We start from the raw sequence: 14,337 nt of genomic DNA, 5'->3' as shown, positions 1-14,337 counted from the left end.
CTCGCAACGTCGTATAGCAACCTCGCATCAATTTATCGGGATTTGGGCGACTTTGAAAGCGCGCGCTCATTCGCTGAAAAGGCGCTCGGCATCCGGGAGAAAATTCTCCCGCCGGACCATCCATCCCTTGCAACGTCGTATAACAACCTCGCAATGATTTATCAAAATTTGGGCGACCGCGAACGCGCGCGCTCTTTCGCAGAAAAGGCGATCGGCATCTGGGAAAAGATTCTCACGCCGGACCTTCCCAAACTCGCCAAATCGTATAACAACCTCGCAGTAATTTATCAAGATTTGGGCGATCTCGAACGCGCACGCTTGTTCGCTGAAAAGTCCCTTAGCATACATGAGAAGATTCTCCCGCCAGACCATCCATCACTCGCCACGTCGTATAACAATCTCGCGGTAATTTATCAGAATTTGGGCGACCTCGATCGCGCACGCTCGTTCGCGGAAAAAGACCTCGCCATATCAGAGAAAACTCTTCCGTCGGACCATCCATCACTCGGCACATCGTATAACAACCTTGCGTTGATTTATCGGGATTCGGGCGACCTCGAACACGCGCGCTCCTTCTCGGAAAAGGCCCTTGGTATCCGAGAGAAGATTCTTCCGCCGGACCATCCATCACTCGCCACATCGTATCACAATCTTTCGACGCTGTTCGAGGCGGAAGGCGATCTTGCAATGTCAGTTACCTATGAGGAGCGAGCTGTCTCCATTCTGGAAAAAAAGGTGCCTTCACATCATCCGCATATTCTTATTTCGTACAATCATCTCTCCGAACTCCACCGTGCGCTCGGCTACAGCAAAAAGGCCCGCGAGTATGCTGCAAAAGCCAAAAAAGCCCGGCGCGATTCGATATAACGTCCGGTGGAACCGATATAGGGCGGCTTCCCCAACTTTCCCTTCCCCCGCTCCCTAAAAAACCTTATACTATTTGAGCCTTTTGCAAAAGCCTCTTTCTTTATATCTTTTCATCATCTTTTATCATATGAATCACTCGCATCAGTGGTTCGGACAATCTTTTTTAAAACTTTATACTTTGAGGCAATACTATGGGTTACAGTAAGAAACTGTTTTTAGGACTGCTGACAGCAGCTTTGGGATGCTTCACTTATCTGGTTACTCCACTGCGCAGTGAATCCCAAAACGATCACCCGGCTGTCGCTCAGGGCGCTGCATTAATAAAGATCGCCGAGGGATTACGGTACACCGAGGGGCCGGCCTGGGGAAAAGATGGGAAAGTATATTTCACCGATCGAGCGTCTTCACGCATTCTCATGTGGTCGCCGGAAAAGGGCCTCGAGGTATTCCGCGTGGATACCCGCGGCGCCAACGGTCTGGTGTTCACTGCCGGGGGAGACCTCGTTGTCTGTGAAACAGGGGCGCGCAGTGTCATTGCGATAGCCCCCGACGGCAAAGAGACCATGCTTGCGGATTCCTACGAAGGCAAAAAGCTGAACGCACCGAATGACGCCTGTATCGATGCCAAAGGGGGGATTTACTTTTCCGATCACAGCATGAGAAGCAAGGAAGTCCTTGAACAAGCCGGAGATCACATCTATTATATCACTCCCGACCGTTCGAAAATCGTACGGGTTACCAGTGATCTTCAGTTTCCCAACGGGGTGGCTGTCAGCCCCAAAGGCGACAGGCTGTATGTAACCGACTCGGGGACAAACAAGACTTACGTTTATACGATCAATCCTGACGGAACCCTGAAGGATAAAAAGATATTCGCCGATGAGGGATATGACGGTGTGAAGGTGGATGAAGCAGGCAATGTGTATATCACTCCATTCTCGAATCATGTGTCGGTATATGATCCCGCAGGTAAACGTATCGACGAAATCCCCACACCCGCTCGTCCATCGAATCTCTGTTTCGGAGGAAAAGAAAAAAGAACGCTTTTTATTACTGTGGGCGGAGCGGTGTATAGCATTGGGATGAAAAATAAGGGACTGTAACCGGGGTTGTGTTCCGTCCGGAGGAAAACAGTCAAATCATCACAAGAGCTTAATCAGCACCACGATCACCGTCGCCTGTGTAATCATAAGACCCGCCACCCAGCGAACCAGATCGGTTTTAGTCTGCTCGATTTTCAGGTCAATATCTGACTTTTACTTGTTCCAGTTCGAACCGCGTGACTTTGTTTGTTTCAAACACTTCTTTAATGATCATCGCAATCTCACGGGCCGCTTCTTCGGGCAGACCGGCTTTTTTCAACCGTTTAAATATCGCAAGCGTATCGATAGCACCGGCAGAAAATCTTTCCATGGCATTCCTTCTTTCTTAATTCGTCCCTTTTCAAGAATATATTTTTCTGATTTCATACTGTTAAGAGAAAAGGACACGTGGGTGTTCTTTCTCTCTTTTATCCACTACTTCGTGTGGTGTGAAAAAATAATTGTATGAAAAACGAAAAAAGGTTTTATTTGCATTATTGCTCCGGTGAAAAAAAATGTGTAACTGGAAAATGTCATGCCGAACTTGTTTCGGAATCTATTCATTTCGTGTCATGTCTGATTAGTTCCTTACTTTAGCGGGGCATCGGCATCTCTATTATCCATACATGTCAGGGGAGAATAACCATGAAACGCCGTGAATTCATAAAAAATACCGCGGCAGGTTCTTTATTGAGCGGAATCGGCCTGGAACAGTTGGCGCATCAAAAGGCAGCTTCCGCCGCACAACAAACGTCCGTCGGTGAAAAGCCCCTCGTGACCATTGCTGCATCCAATGAGCCGGAGCTCCGCAATCCGGCGCCTCTCGATGCCGAGCTTACCTACCAGCAGGTTCGGGATATTGTCTGGCTCGCCCTTGACCGCGATACATCGCCGCGGAGCCTGCCCAAAATTGTAAAAAAGAACAACTGGGTCGTGATAAAAACAAATATCGTCCGGGTAGTCTGGCTTTCCCGGGAGGGATACTATGGCCGTCCGGGGCTGGCGCCGGATTTCGAACGGGACGAAGACGCGCTCGCGCTGATAACCGATCTGCGGGTTGTGAAAGCGGTCGCCGAGTATCTCATCGAAAAGGTTGCGCCGCGCCGCATCACTATAGCCGAGGGTCCTGCGGAATGGTATAATTCCAAAGGGAAGATCAAGCCCGGAAACTACATAGACGGCTGGCATTACGAGTTCAAGGGATTCGACAATCTTTCCTATACAAAAATAGTCGAGCAACTCAACGGAAAAAACAAGTCTGTCGTCGACATAGTCGACCTCAATGAAGATGCGGGAGTGTATGTTACCGATTTCGACCCGTATAAGACAGGGATAGGCGCGTTACAGTTCACTCCTCCGGGGGACAGGGACGGCACATCGGACAAAGCTCCGAGCCGCCGCAAAGGCGTCTTCATACCGAAAACCGTCCTTGAAAAAGATATCCTGATTACCATACCGGTATTGAAAACCCACGGGAGCGTTGGCACTACGCTGTTCATGAAGAACTTCATCGGCTGTGTGCATTCAACCTCCTATGACCCAAAGGTGACCCACAAAGGGGTGTTTCATAAGGGGAGCGATCTGAACCTCGTCCGCGGGATTGTCGACCTGACCTGCGCCATCAAACCCGACTACGGAGTCGCTGAAGGATTCTGGGCGGTCATGAATCACAATAGCGGACAGATGGGCATCGGAATCAATCATAACGTGGTAATTGCCGGTGGGGATATTGTCGCCGCCGAAGCGGTAGCCAATATGGCGATGGGATTCAACCCGCTTGATTTCGACATTCTGCGGTGGGCGCATATGAAAAAGCTTGGCGAATGGCGCCCAGACCGTATCGGCATCGCCGGGCCGCCGGTCAAATCCATCAGAGTTAATTATGCCCGTGCGGCAAACAAATATGTGGCGCGGGGGATCCGCAAATGGCAGATGCTCGGCCCCTTCCAGAAACCGCTCGATAAAGCCGGCGAGCTAAAGCCGAAGTCTGGCGACCGGCTCGCAGAGAATGAGTGGAAACTCCTGGATGGGGATACTTTTATCGATAACGAACCTTTATTGGGCCGCGGGCGTTATCAGGACTGCCTCCTTTACTCCATACCCGGAAGCGATGCCGCCGAGGAAAATTCGCTCTTCTACCTTGCTCTCACGGTAAACGGCTTGAAAAAGGGGATTGTCGGCCAGCTTCTTTTCGGGATCGACGGCGGCAGTTTCAGGGCGTTTCTCAACGGCAGGGGAAGGTCATATAGTTCCACGCCCCTTCAATACGACCCGACTCCTTCCACATTCATCACATTGCTCAAGGGCGAAAACACTCTCGTAGTAGAGGTAAAGAAAACGAATGCCAAAAACCAGCCGGTGAAGATTGCCGCCAATATCTGCGATCTCGATGGCGACAGGCTCGAGGACATTACATTCGATCCGGCAGGGGAATAAAATAAAAAAGAATCTGGGTACGACATTAGATAGGTTTGTGATCATAAGTAGATGCCGAAACAAGTTCGGCATGACACGTGTCATCCTGAACTCGTTTCAGGATCTATTTACCTCAAACGCTCTTAAATTGAGTCATTTGTAAGGAGCTTATTTCATCAAAAGCATCTTACCGGTTACTGAAGCATATTCAGTCGCCACACGATAAAAGTAAATCCCTGAAGTCAGTCCGGAGCCATCGAAAAGAAATTCGTGCACACTTCTTCTCTTTTCCCCGAGGTCTAATTTCTGTACCCCTTGTCCGAGCGTGTTATACACGGATATAGTCACTTTTCCCGGCATGCCAAGCTCGTAACGGATAGCGGTGAAAGGATTGAACGGGTTCGGGCGATTCTGTTTAAGATTTAATAACTCCGGCAATACAGTGCCTTCTTTCTCAACATCGGTTCCGACACCTGGCCATCCCGCAAGACTTGACCACAACCACCACGCTGCATATGCTTTGAGATTGGCGTTCAGAGGCTGGCTATGGGCTGAATCACAGCTGTACCACTCCTTTGGATGTGTATTCTGCCATTCTACCGCCCAATTGCTTTCTCGCTTCCCGTCGCCATTGGAATCATAATCACAATTATCGTTGGGAATTTTATTTCCAAAGTACTGTCCATCGGGATCGTAGGTTTCGATGTCGTTAAAATCATACAGTATCTTGTTATTCGCCCTGCAGTATTCACGTATCTGCTCATTACGGATGTGCAGATTTCCTGTCAGTCCTGTCCCATCGTGGTGGCCGGTCATATAAACAAAACTGACAGCAGGATAATCATTCTCAAGACTTTTCATGAGACCAAGATAGGTATCGATGTCGGTTTTCGAAGCGTTGCTGACCTGACCACACCATGACCAGATAATAACATTCGTTTTAGGATGTCTGCCGAGATAATTTCGTGTGGCAGTTGCCCATGTCGTTCTGTCAGGATTGCCGAGATCATACGCGCCGGAAAAAGGGGTGTCGCGAAGATCGAGAATGCCGTTTGCCCCCCCGGCGCCGAAAGAATAAAGAGTCCCCTTAAAACTGACCAGTCCGATCATTCCACTTATCAACTGACTGCCGTGAGAGGTGTGCCCGTAAGCTATATGCAAATCGTTTTTGGCTTTCTGTATCCAAGCGTTTGGAATTGCCGAAAGACGGGTACAATTATGGTCGATAATCAGGGGAATCGTGTTACTCCGGGAATATGCAGCAGAAGCGAACAGGATGTTGATAGTAATAAAGAAAAACATGGATACAGGTAACGACTTCACTTGAGGCTCCTTTTAAAAAGCTGAAAAACATATATGAAGTTACAACGCTCACCATTACTATCTTTTTTACATAAAACTTTTTTGTTCGAGTAATAAATCAAACAGTAAAATACGAGACTTTTGAATAAAGGGTAATATTTCTTTTTGTGTTTTTTTGAGATTAATTTTATAAGATGATGCGGCAAAAAAGAATTTCGAAAATATTCATTAGGACAAAAGAACACTATATAATATCTTTTTATTGGAAGTAACTCACCCCTTGATCCCCTCTCTTATTAAGAGAGGGGTACGCTTAAAGCGTTGGTATGATGATCATAGTTTAATAAGCAGATGGTTCTCCCCCTCTATTTTCAAGAGAGGGGGTCAGGGGGTGAGTTTTTTTAAGAGCATAGAATACACAATAAATCACATAATATTGTCTTATCGTTCTGAAAATAAAATTCACTGTGACTTTTTGCCGGATTATCTTATTTCATCAAAAGCATTTTCCCTGTCGCCTCTGCATATTCAGTCGCCACTCGGTAAAAGTAAATCCCGGAAGTCAGCCCGGAGCCGTCGAAAAGAAATTCGTGCACACTTTTTCCCTTTTCCCCCAGATCGAATTTCTGAATCTGCTGGCCGAGTGTATTATATACTGAAATAGTCACTTTTCCGGGCATACCGAGTTTATAACTGATGGCGGTGGAAGGATTGAACGGGTTCGGGTGGTTGGAGGCGGTGACGAATGGACGGGGAACCTGATCACTCTGTTCCGAAATCCCTGACTTTCCCATGATAGAGAATTTTCCGGAGAGGTAGCTTCTCACTTCATCGGGGTCCCAGAACAGCGGTGAGAAATTTATATCGACAGCCCGGATAAAGCAGTTTGAGGAGTTTACATCCGGAACAATCCAGGAAAAATATCGTTTTTCAGCCTGGAGCGAGTCCGCAATTGTGGTCCAATGTAATCCGCCGTCCGGTGAAAACTCTAAACGTATTATGCTTACACCAAGGGAATCCCATGTGATATTCCACATCTTTCCGGATTCCAACTTATCGCCTTCACGGGGATCTAGTACACGGATGTAAGACGCAATCATATCATAACCGGCAATAATCCCTTTCACTGAATCATACCCACGATACCACACTCCTGCGCTGTCGCCGTTACTTGCAATCCCGCTGTAATATATACCATCAAATGGGGAATCATAGTGAATGACATGCAAGCCGTAAACTGCTCCATCTGACATTCCGGGGATCGGGAAGTACCCCAACCCTGTTCCGTCAGGGGAAAAAAGACCGTAAGACGCAGCGCCCAGCCCGGTGGCGGGAAAAAGGGAGAAACCGTTCGAATCCGGTGAGAGACTGCCGGGATTGGGCGGCGAGGTTGACCCGAAAAATGCCCATGTCGCCTCCGAAGCGCCGGGGAAAGGGGTTTTGTCCCAGATGCCGTCGCCATAACCGTTCATCCACCGCACAAGGTTGGATTGATTTTCTGTATAGGGGTCTATCATCTGCACAAGGCCGGAATAGGGCGAGGTCACATAAAGCATGCCATCACTGAATGAAAGGAATCCCGGACGGGCGATTGCATCGGGCGGACTGCTCCACCAGTTCGAAAGGTCTATCTTCCGAAAAAAGGTTCCATCATGGATACTCACCGCGGCGACTCCCGAGTCGATATTGGGGATAAAGCGGCCTTCTTTCTGCCACAGATAAGGAAAAAATAGCTGGTCCGCATTATCGCTCACAAGCCCGCCAAAAGACGGCCGATAAGGATATTCAGATGAAGGATAAGACGCTTTCCCGCCATTGCCCCAGTTAGTCTGAAGTACTGCTTCCGACCGCGACGCCCATTCCCATTTCCTCAGAATGACTTCATTTGGTATGATCGACTGGGTAAAGAAATATCTGAGCGGATCCTTTGGATCGAGCGCTAAAGTCGGCGCCTCGCCAGTTGAGATATATCGTGTGCTTTCCAGAAACGTTCTATCAGCCGGGTTATCGCCAATTCGCCATCTATTACGGACAACTTCAACAGGTTCGGATGAAGACGAGGGGAGAGCATCGAAAATCACCGGATTAGCCAACCATTTACCGTCCCCACCCTTATTTACTATATGCGCGCCCACGAACCTTCGGGAATCGATGAAATTCGTCACTTTTACACCGGGTGAAATGTCGTCATAGGCCAGGATATAAAAGGTATAAATTCCGAACGGAAGAATTCTCCCGCCTCCTACTTTTCCATTCCATGTTACAACATTTGGTCCTATGGAGAAAGAAAAAGGATTGGAGACATACAGGCAGGTATCGATTTGGTTCATGTAATGCCAGCCAAGATGACCGTTTACTACTCCTTTTATGTCCCCTCCTTTATTTGAAGTAAATATCAAGAATATACATCTGGCTGATGTTCCATCCACAGAGACTGGAATATTAATTGAACTCATATCAAATTTATACCCTATATAATTCATCGCTCGAATTTTAAGTACCTTCGGTGAGAAATTACCGGCGAAGGCGGAAGATGATGCCGTTAAAAAAATCGCAAGAAGCAGGAAAGTGTTTATCCAGAAGAGAACTCTTTTCATGGGGCGCCTCCGAAATTCCCGAAAAAAATTGCGGCATGTTGCAGCTTCACCATTTGAACGGTACTGTAGAAATAGCGAAGAAATTATCAAATGTCAAATGCTTTACAGGGCAATTTCCCCGGCATCGGGAAACGCCTGATAAAAGCGGGGATCATGGGTGATGATGAGCAGGGTTTTCCCTTCGGCGGCGGAGCGGCTTACCGCCTCAGTCATCCGATGGAATCCGTCCTCGTCCTGGTACTGGGAAGGCTCGTCGAGAATGACTATCCGGCGGTTTCCGCCGAGGGCGAGCGCCATGACCAGGCGTTTCTTTTCCGCCTGGGTCAGCTCGAGAGGATGTGCGGTGAGAAAACGGTTGAGTCCCAGAATATCAACAAGCTCAGGCGAGGGGCGGAATTCTTCTCCGCCGAGAACAAACTCCTCGCCGACCGTCCGCCGGGAAAGGTGCAGGTCGGGATTCTGCATGGCGAAACCGACCAGTGATACAATCTCCCATTGTTCCATTTTTTTCCCAGGGCGGCCGGAGTAGAATATCTCTCCGGAAGACGGGGCGAGGACGCCGGTGATGATACGGGCGAGCGTGGTTTTCCCAGAGCCGTTCGGCCCGGCGACAAACACGATGTCGCCCTCCCCGACGGAAAAAGACAGTTTATCCAGAACCCTGTCGCCCCGCGGGTAAGCGAAAGAGACGTCTTCCACACGGAGAAGCCCGTCTGAAGGTTTTTTCCTTGGTTCTCCGGACTCCTGGTAGAGACGCAGCTCGCTGTGTCTCTCCATTTCCCTCCCGAGATGGACAGTTTGCTTGAAGGTCTCGCCGGGCATGAGCCAGGGGTCTTCCGCCAGGAGCACTGCGCCCTGTACGGAATCCGCATGGGAGCGGAACAGGTTGAGGAGAATGGGACGGAAACCGGCATCGATTTCGGTCAGGGGACGGTCGAGGAAAAGGAAGCGCGGGTGGGACAGAAGGGTGCAGGCCACCAGTACCCGTTGAAGCTCGCCGCCGGAAAGGGCGCGCACCGGGTGGTTCAGGATGCGCCCGATGTCGAGCAGAGCGGAATACTGTTCGATAACCGCAGGCATTTCGGCGCGGGGGACGCCGAGACATTCAAGCGGGAATGCCAACTCCTGGAGGACGCTGCCTTTGAGGCCAGAAAGCTGGGTATAGGGATTCTCAAGGAGGATACCGGCTTCGGGGCGGTTGACGCCCTGCTCCACCTGCCCGCCGAGACATTCAATCCTTCCGCTCAGCTTGAAATTGCCCGCCCAGAGGGGCAGGTATCCGCAGAGGGCCAGGCCGAGCACGGTTTTGCCGGAACCGGCTTTCCCTGCGAGAAGGGCAGTCTCGCCCTCACCGAGACTGAATGAAACATCCCGGAATATACTCCCCCGTTTTTTCCCCAGGGAGAGGCCGAGGTTTTCCACACTCAGAACCATGCCGCCGCCGTGATGAGGGTGGAAATGAGTATGAGCGCTGTATCGTACCGGCGGTAAGGCAGTTCAAGGATATGCGTTTTTTGGACGTGGCGCAGAAATCCTCGCGAGGCCAGGATGAGCGAATTCTCCGAGATTTCACCGATCATAGAGGCGAAAATGACGCCGAGAGCCGGGGCCAGCGCCCGCAGGCGCCGGATCGGAGTATCGATACGTATGCCCCGCAGTTTCATCGCAGCGATCACCTCGTCCATCCGTTCGGTTAGCCGTGGAACAAGCCATATCGTGCGGAAAAGGATGAGGATGACCGCTGCAGGCACTCGTATATCGAGCATGAATGCAAAGAGTTCTTCCGTGCGAATACGGCGGGAGAGGTAGAGAACAGCGGTTACCGGGGCGGCGATATGGAGGAAGCTCGCCAGTCCGGTACGGAGACCCTCGAATATCACCCCCGGCGGATTCCACCTCACTCCGTGGATGAGAAAAAGGAACAGTCCGGCAAGTGCGAGAACCCGGAGGAGCGTCCCCGTGATTCGTGCTTCGGTATGTGAAGGGATAACCAGCGCTGCGAACAGCCCGAAGGAGAAAACAACCGCTCCCTCGTCTACAGGAAGCACAGCCATGAGAACGGCGGCTTCTCCGGCAATGACTATGTGGGTCAGGGGATGGAGTGCCATAGGGATTCTTTAGTCCAAAGCCTAAAACCCAAAGAGAAAGATTATCTGAACCTTGATTAGCCTGATTCCATGATTAACTTGATTTTATTGGGATTGATTCATCGTTGAACATTTTAGATCCTGAAACGGTTTTATCGTTCCCGCGAAGCGGCAACGAGTTCAGGATGACATGTGTCATGCCGAACTTGTTTCGGCATCTTTATCCACAATCACGAACCTTATCTGATGGAATACCCGGATAATCTTTTCATCCCTCATCCTTCATCCTTGTCTTTCTTATTATTTGTTCAAGTATTCGGGGAGGGAGCGATTTAATTAATCCGAGGCAGATGAGGGAAGTGATCAGTTTGTCCGCAGGATCGGTAACCAGGCTTCCCAGGAGGACGCTTTTCCAGAGAGGCATCCCGGTCGCCTTGAAAAAGGTGGTGATGGCATCCGCCCCGGCCAGAGAAACACCGCCATAGAGGAATGCGGTTACCGGGGTTGAAGCGGCGGCGGCGCCGAGACCAAGGAGTATCCCGCCGATGATGGTTATCCATGTTCTCCGCAGAAAACCTATCCGGGCAAATGAATCGGAAAGAACAGCAATAATCACAACCGTCCCCGCATACGCTATGACCGTAGGGGCGGTGGTAAGCGCCAGAATGATAAGCGCCGCAAATCCGACCACTATCCCGTACATCCAGCCGCAGAGAGCCGAAATGAGTATCGTGCCGATCGAATCGAGATAGAGAGGGAGCTTCAGCAATCCCACCAGATAGCCGATTGAAACATTCAATGCTGCTCCGAGAGCAATAAGACCGGCGTCAAACTCTTTCATACGTAGAATTAATGTCAAGGGGATTAACGGTTCTCCTTAGCGATTATTCCGCCTGGTTCACTTGTTTTATTATGTTTCCCTGGTTGTTCCACTCGATGAATTTTCGAGTTCGGTAGGAATATTCATATTTTTTTTTGCCGCCCTCAAACCAACCCTCATACTTATCGAATGCCCCCCAGCGAATCTTCTTCCCGTCTGTCAGTCCATAATTAAAGAGAATTCCTTCCCGGTCGGTTTGAATTCTCCGGTCCACCGCCCCAAGAGTCGTGGGGGCCCACCGCATGGGATATCCCTGCGAGCCGTTCCAGCCGGTGGCGCGAAACATCACCTGTCCGTTCTTATACCAGACAGTATAGACATTGAGCATGATGTCATATTCCGCCCTTTCGCCAGTGGAAAAAACTTTGACTTCTTTGGTTGGGGCTTCCTTTCCCCCTTCGTATAAGAGTGAACAACCCGCCGCCAAAGCCAATAAAACAACAGCGATTATAACCGGTCTCATATCACCTTTCCAGTTATCTGAGCGGCGAGCGGTAGTTGATGGAGAGGAATATATTGTTATGGCTTTCCTTGTCGGTGCGGGGACCCTCCTCCTCGGTCCAGAACCCGTGCGCGTATCCTACATCCACTCCGAAGCTCGGATCGAGCTGTGCCCCGAATCCGAGAGTCAGATAATCGCGTTCGTTTGTGACCGATATGGGAGGCGCTCCGGCTTCCGTTCCCCGCGGACCTTTGAATATGAGCGGGTTACGCATATATCCGGCGCGGACAACGGCGCGCAGGCGGGGCAGCGGCTGCTCGATTCCGACACTCCAGGTAGCGGTGTTTCTATACTTGTCGAGGAAATAGGTGGGATCCGGCGCATAATCGGAAGGATATTTGAGCATGGCCTGTGTCCAGTCCTGATAACTTATATCAAAGGCAAGAACTGTCTTCCCCGGTCCTCCCAAAGCAGCTCCCAGCCCGAACTGCATGGGCGCATCGATCCTGTAGTTCAGGTGCTGGGCGGAAGAATCGTCGGTGAAAGACGAGGTAGGATCGATTATTTCGCGGAGCTGGAAATACTTGCCGTCGCTGCGGCTGTATAACTCCTGGTAATTATCCTCATCGATATGGAACGTCATGGGGAGGCGGACGTAACCCCCCAGACGAAAATTGTCGATGAAATAAAGAAACGCCGGTTTCAGGCTGACCGCCTGTATATTGTCGTCAGCCCCGGTGAGGTCAAGCTGAGAATATGTTTTCGTGGGATCGTTCAGAAGCTGACGGCTGTCCCGCTTGTAGTTCCCGGACCAGATATCGATCGAGGCGCCGACAGAAACATTGGGGGAGACATCCACCGCGCCGGCCAGGGAGTACATTCCGAGCCCGCCGCTTTCGATCGATTCTCCGGTGTAGTTTCCGCTGAGTACGTCACTGTAACCTTCGGCTCTGAATCTTCCGGTGAAATCTTTCACCCGGTTATAGGCGATCCCGAAAACCAGGCTGCCACGGTCGGTCGGTATCGGATAGGCCAGGCCAAGGGCGCCGAGACCGGAAAAATCGGTAGTCGCATTGGCGCTGCCGATACCTTTGGAGCTATAGAGAGAGGTATCGATTTTTTTTCTCAAGAAATTCAGGCCCAACTGGAACTCGACCAGCTTCAGCCGGGTCAGCGCCGCCGGATTATAAGCGACAGCGGAGATATCTTCTGAGGCTGCAATTTGAGCGCCGCCCATTCCCATGGCCCGCGCCCCTGCCCCGATGTCGTTATCGGTGACAACTTCCTGAGCGAGTGCGCGTACCGCCGGGCCTGCCGTAACAAACGCTATCAGAGCGAGGAACAAGACCAGTATACGCCGTATATTTTTCATAATCTCTCCTGCTGTTTACCTTATGGTTAAGCATTTATAAATCCCATGCGCACATGTAAAATCCTGATTTTATCTGCGCCTCATGCCGCCTCTCGGCTCTCCGCCTCCCCTGCGCTGTTCGTTGTAGCCCCGATATCCACCGTAACCGCGACCATCGTAACCGCGATAGTAGTAAGGAGAATAAGATCTATAAGGAGAATAAGATCTATTATAAGAGTACGGTCTATAATAATTGTAGTAGCCAGGATAGTCATACCAATAATAATTGTAATATGGATAACTCCAGTACTGATTACCCCAGCGCGAATATGGGTAATCCCGCTCATTCGAATAGGCATCCTCCGACTTGAGCATCGCCTTGATAACATCGGGGTCTACCTTTGCCTGGGTGAGTTTTACGATATCTTCGGAGGTGAGCTTGAACCTGGAATGGGTAGAATTGATGTGCTGGATGATGACATCCTTACCGACCCCCTGCGTTGACATAGAGATAATTTCATCGACTGACAATTGACGGGAATTTATATACACCATTGGCGCACACCCCGCCAGTACCACAACCGCCGAAAGGGCTATTAGTAGTGTCAAAGAGTTTTTCATAGGACTTACTTTCTTTCTCCTTTTATGTATGTTTCGGTATTGACTATACATGACGACATATTTTATTGCGTTTCTTTTTTAAAATAGATGCCGAAACAAGTTCGGCATGACACGTGTCATCCTGAACTCGTTGCCGCTTCGAGGGAACGATAAAACCGTTTCAGGATCCAAACACTCAAAACATGCGGATATATTTATGTCGTCATGTATAACCACGTACTCTTCATCAAATTATCTCTCTGCGTTTGCCAAATTAACAGTTTGCCCGTGCCGCTGAATGAGACTATACACTACCAGATTAACTCCCATTTTCACCTGTTCCTCGTATCTATCCGCCGAACCCCAGCAGAGGCCGTATCCACGATCTGAAAACACCGCGATAAGTTTTCTCCGGTAAAACATGCCTTCGAGATAGGGCTGCATCTTATGGGGAAGCGCGCCGAGTTCCTGGCCGGCGCCCTCCGGAGGCCCGGTTTTGAAATCATAAAAACAGTGATAGATGGGATGGTCTCCGGGAATAGGTTCAATAGCGGGAATTATTTTTTCTTCTCGCTCTTTTTTCGTGAGGGGTTTTAGTCCAATCTCTAAGAGCAGAGGATCTTCGAATAGGGAAACCATGAGTCCGCGGAGTTTATTGCGGAGAGCCTCATCCCCAGGCTTCGCATTCTCCATGATAAGCATACCTCCGCCCAT

At 50.0% G+C, this 14,337-nt stretch carries 13 protein-coding genes; 3 read left to right on the top strand and 10 right to left on the bottom strand.

All coding sequences use genetic code 11. The features are described 5' to 3' along the window. The coding region (locus Q8O92_14550) for a tetratricopeptide repeat protein (GenBank protein MDP2984536.1) at positions 1 to 867 on the top strand (867 nt) is incomplete at its 5' end. Between the two features lie 191 nt (positions 868 to 1,058). Beyond that, on the top strand, positions 1,059 to 1,970 hold the full coding sequence (locus tag Q8O92_14545; protein ID MDP2984535.1) for an SMP-30/gluconolactonase/LRE family protein: 912 nt from the start codon (positions 1,059 to 1,061) through the stop codon (positions 1,968 to 1,970). Positions 1,971 to 2,109: 139 nt separating this feature from the next. Here Q8O92_14545 and Q8O92_14540 read toward each other — a convergent pair whose 3' ends face one another. Further along, a complete protein-coding gene (locus Q8O92_14540) occupies positions 2,110 to 2,280 on the bottom strand; it encodes a hypothetical protein (protein ID MDP2984534.1) in 171 nt (56 codons plus the stop codon). Positions 2,281 to 2,594: 314 nt separating this feature from the next. Here Q8O92_14540 and Q8O92_14535 point away from each other — a divergent pair, with 314 nt between their 5' ends. Beyond that, positions 2,595 to 4,385: a DUF362 domain-containing protein gene (locus Q8O92_14535; GenBank protein ID MDP2984533.1), complete on the top strand. Its 1,791-nt coding sequence runs from the start codon at positions 2,595 to 2,597 to the stop codon at positions 4,383 to 4,385. 147 nt (positions 4,386 to 4,532) lie between these two features. Here Q8O92_14535 and Q8O92_14530 read toward each other — a convergent pair whose 3' ends face one another. From Q8O92_14530 to Q8O92_14490, 9 genes are all read right to left on the bottom strand, one after another. Beyond that, a complete protein-coding gene (locus Q8O92_14530) occupies positions 4,533 to 5,687 on the bottom strand; it encodes a T9SS type A sorting domain-containing protein (GenBank protein ID MDP2984532.1) in 1,155 nt (384 codons plus the stop codon). A gap of 467 nt (positions 5,688 to 6,154) precedes the next feature. Next, positions 6,155 to 7,996, bottom strand: a complete 1,842-nt coding sequence (locus Q8O92_14525; protein MDP2984531.1) for a T9SS type A sorting domain-containing protein — start codon at positions 7,994 to 7,996, stop codon at positions 6,155 to 6,157. 369 nt (positions 7,997 to 8,365) lie between these two features. Beyond that, positions 8,366 to 9,697 (bottom strand): ATP-binding cassette domain-containing protein, encoded by a 1,332-nt coding sequence (locus tag Q8O92_14520; protein MDP2984530.1) that lies wholly within the window; start codon positions 9,695 to 9,697, stop codon positions 8,366 to 8,368. Next, the gene (locus tag Q8O92_14515; protein MDP2984529.1) at positions 9,688 to 10,371 is read right to left on the bottom strand and encodes an energy-coupling factor transporter transmembrane component T; all 684 of its coding nucleotides are present in this window, start codon (positions 10,369 to 10,371) and stop codon (positions 9,688 to 9,690) included. The genes Q8O92_14520 and Q8O92_14515 overlap by 10 nt, the downstream gene beginning before the upstream one ends. A 247-nt stretch (positions 10,372 to 10,618) precedes the next feature. After that, on the bottom strand, positions 10,619 to 11,209 hold the full coding sequence (locus tag Q8O92_14510; protein MDP2984528.1) for a hypothetical protein: 591 nt from the start codon (positions 11,207 to 11,209) through the stop codon (positions 10,619 to 10,621). Positions 11,210 to 11,234: 25 nt separating this feature from the next. Then, positions 11,235 to 11,693: a hypothetical protein gene (locus Q8O92_14505; protein MDP2984527.1), complete on the bottom strand. Its 459-nt coding sequence runs from the start codon at positions 11,691 to 11,693 to the stop codon at positions 11,235 to 11,237. Positions 11,694 to 11,706: 13 nt separating this feature from the next. Then, positions 11,707 to 13,044, bottom strand: a complete 1,338-nt coding sequence (locus Q8O92_14500) for an outer membrane protein transport protein (protein MDP2984526.1) — start codon at positions 13,042 to 13,044, stop codon at positions 11,707 to 11,709. A 69-nt stretch (positions 13,045 to 13,113) separates the two neighbouring features. Then, positions 13,114 to 13,578 carry a hypothetical protein gene (locus Q8O92_14495; GenBank protein ID MDP2984525.1) on the bottom strand — a complete coding sequence of 155 codons (465 nt, stop codon included), beginning with the start codon at positions 13,576 to 13,578 and terminating at the stop codon, positions 13,114 to 13,116. Positions 13,579 to 13,875: 297 nt separating this feature from the next. Continuing rightward, positions 13,876 to 14,337 (bottom strand): DUF4159 domain-containing protein (locus Q8O92_14490; protein MDP2984524.1); only part of this gene is annotated, 462 nt, incomplete at its 5' end.

It is taken from the genome of Candidatus Latescibacter sp. (genome assembly GCA_030692375.1).
Taxonomy (GTDB): Bacteria; Latescibacterota; Latescibacteria; order Latescibacterales; family Latescibacteraceae; genus JAUYCD01.
Note: the sequence above shows the minus strand (reverse complement) of the source record. Positions and strands in the feature narration are given on the sequence as shown.

Bases quoted from the DNA above. Each gene is read 5' to 3' on its own strand.
- Q8O92_14505 (MDP2984527.1), bottom strand. From the start codon at position 11,693: ATGAGACCGGTTATAATCGCTGTTGTTTTATTGGCTTTGGCGGCGGGT.
- Q8O92_14535 (MDP2984533.1), top strand. From the start codon at position 2,595: ATGAAACGCCGTGAATTCATAAAAAATACCGCGGCAGGTTCTTTATTG.
- Q8O92_14540 (MDP2984534.1), bottom strand. From the start codon at position 2,280: ATGGAAAGATTTTCTGCCGGTGCTATCGATACGCTTGCGATATTTAAA.
- Q8O92_14495 (MDP2984525.1), bottom strand. From the start codon at position 13,578: ATGGTGTATATAAATTCCCGTCAATTGTCAGTCGATGAAATTATCTCT.
- Q8O92_14520 (MDP2984530.1), bottom strand. From the start codon at position 9,697: ATGGTTCTGAGTGTGGAAAACCTCGGCCTCTCCCTGGGGAAAAAACGG.
- Q8O92_14500 (MDP2984526.1), bottom strand. From the start codon at position 13,044: ATGAAAAATATACGGCGTATACTGGTCTTGTTCCTCGCTCTGATAGCG.
- Q8O92_14525 (MDP2984531.1), bottom strand. From the start codon at position 7,996: ATGAACCAAATCGATACCTGCCTGTATGTCTCCAATCCTTTTTCTTTC.
- Q8O92_14545 (MDP2984535.1), top strand. From the start codon at position 1,059: ATGGGTTACAGTAAGAAACTGTTTTTAGGACTGCTGACAGCAGCTTTG.
- Q8O92_14515 (MDP2984529.1), bottom strand. From the start codon at position 10,371: ATGGCACTCCATCCCCTGACCCACATAGTCATTGCCGGAGAAGCCGCC.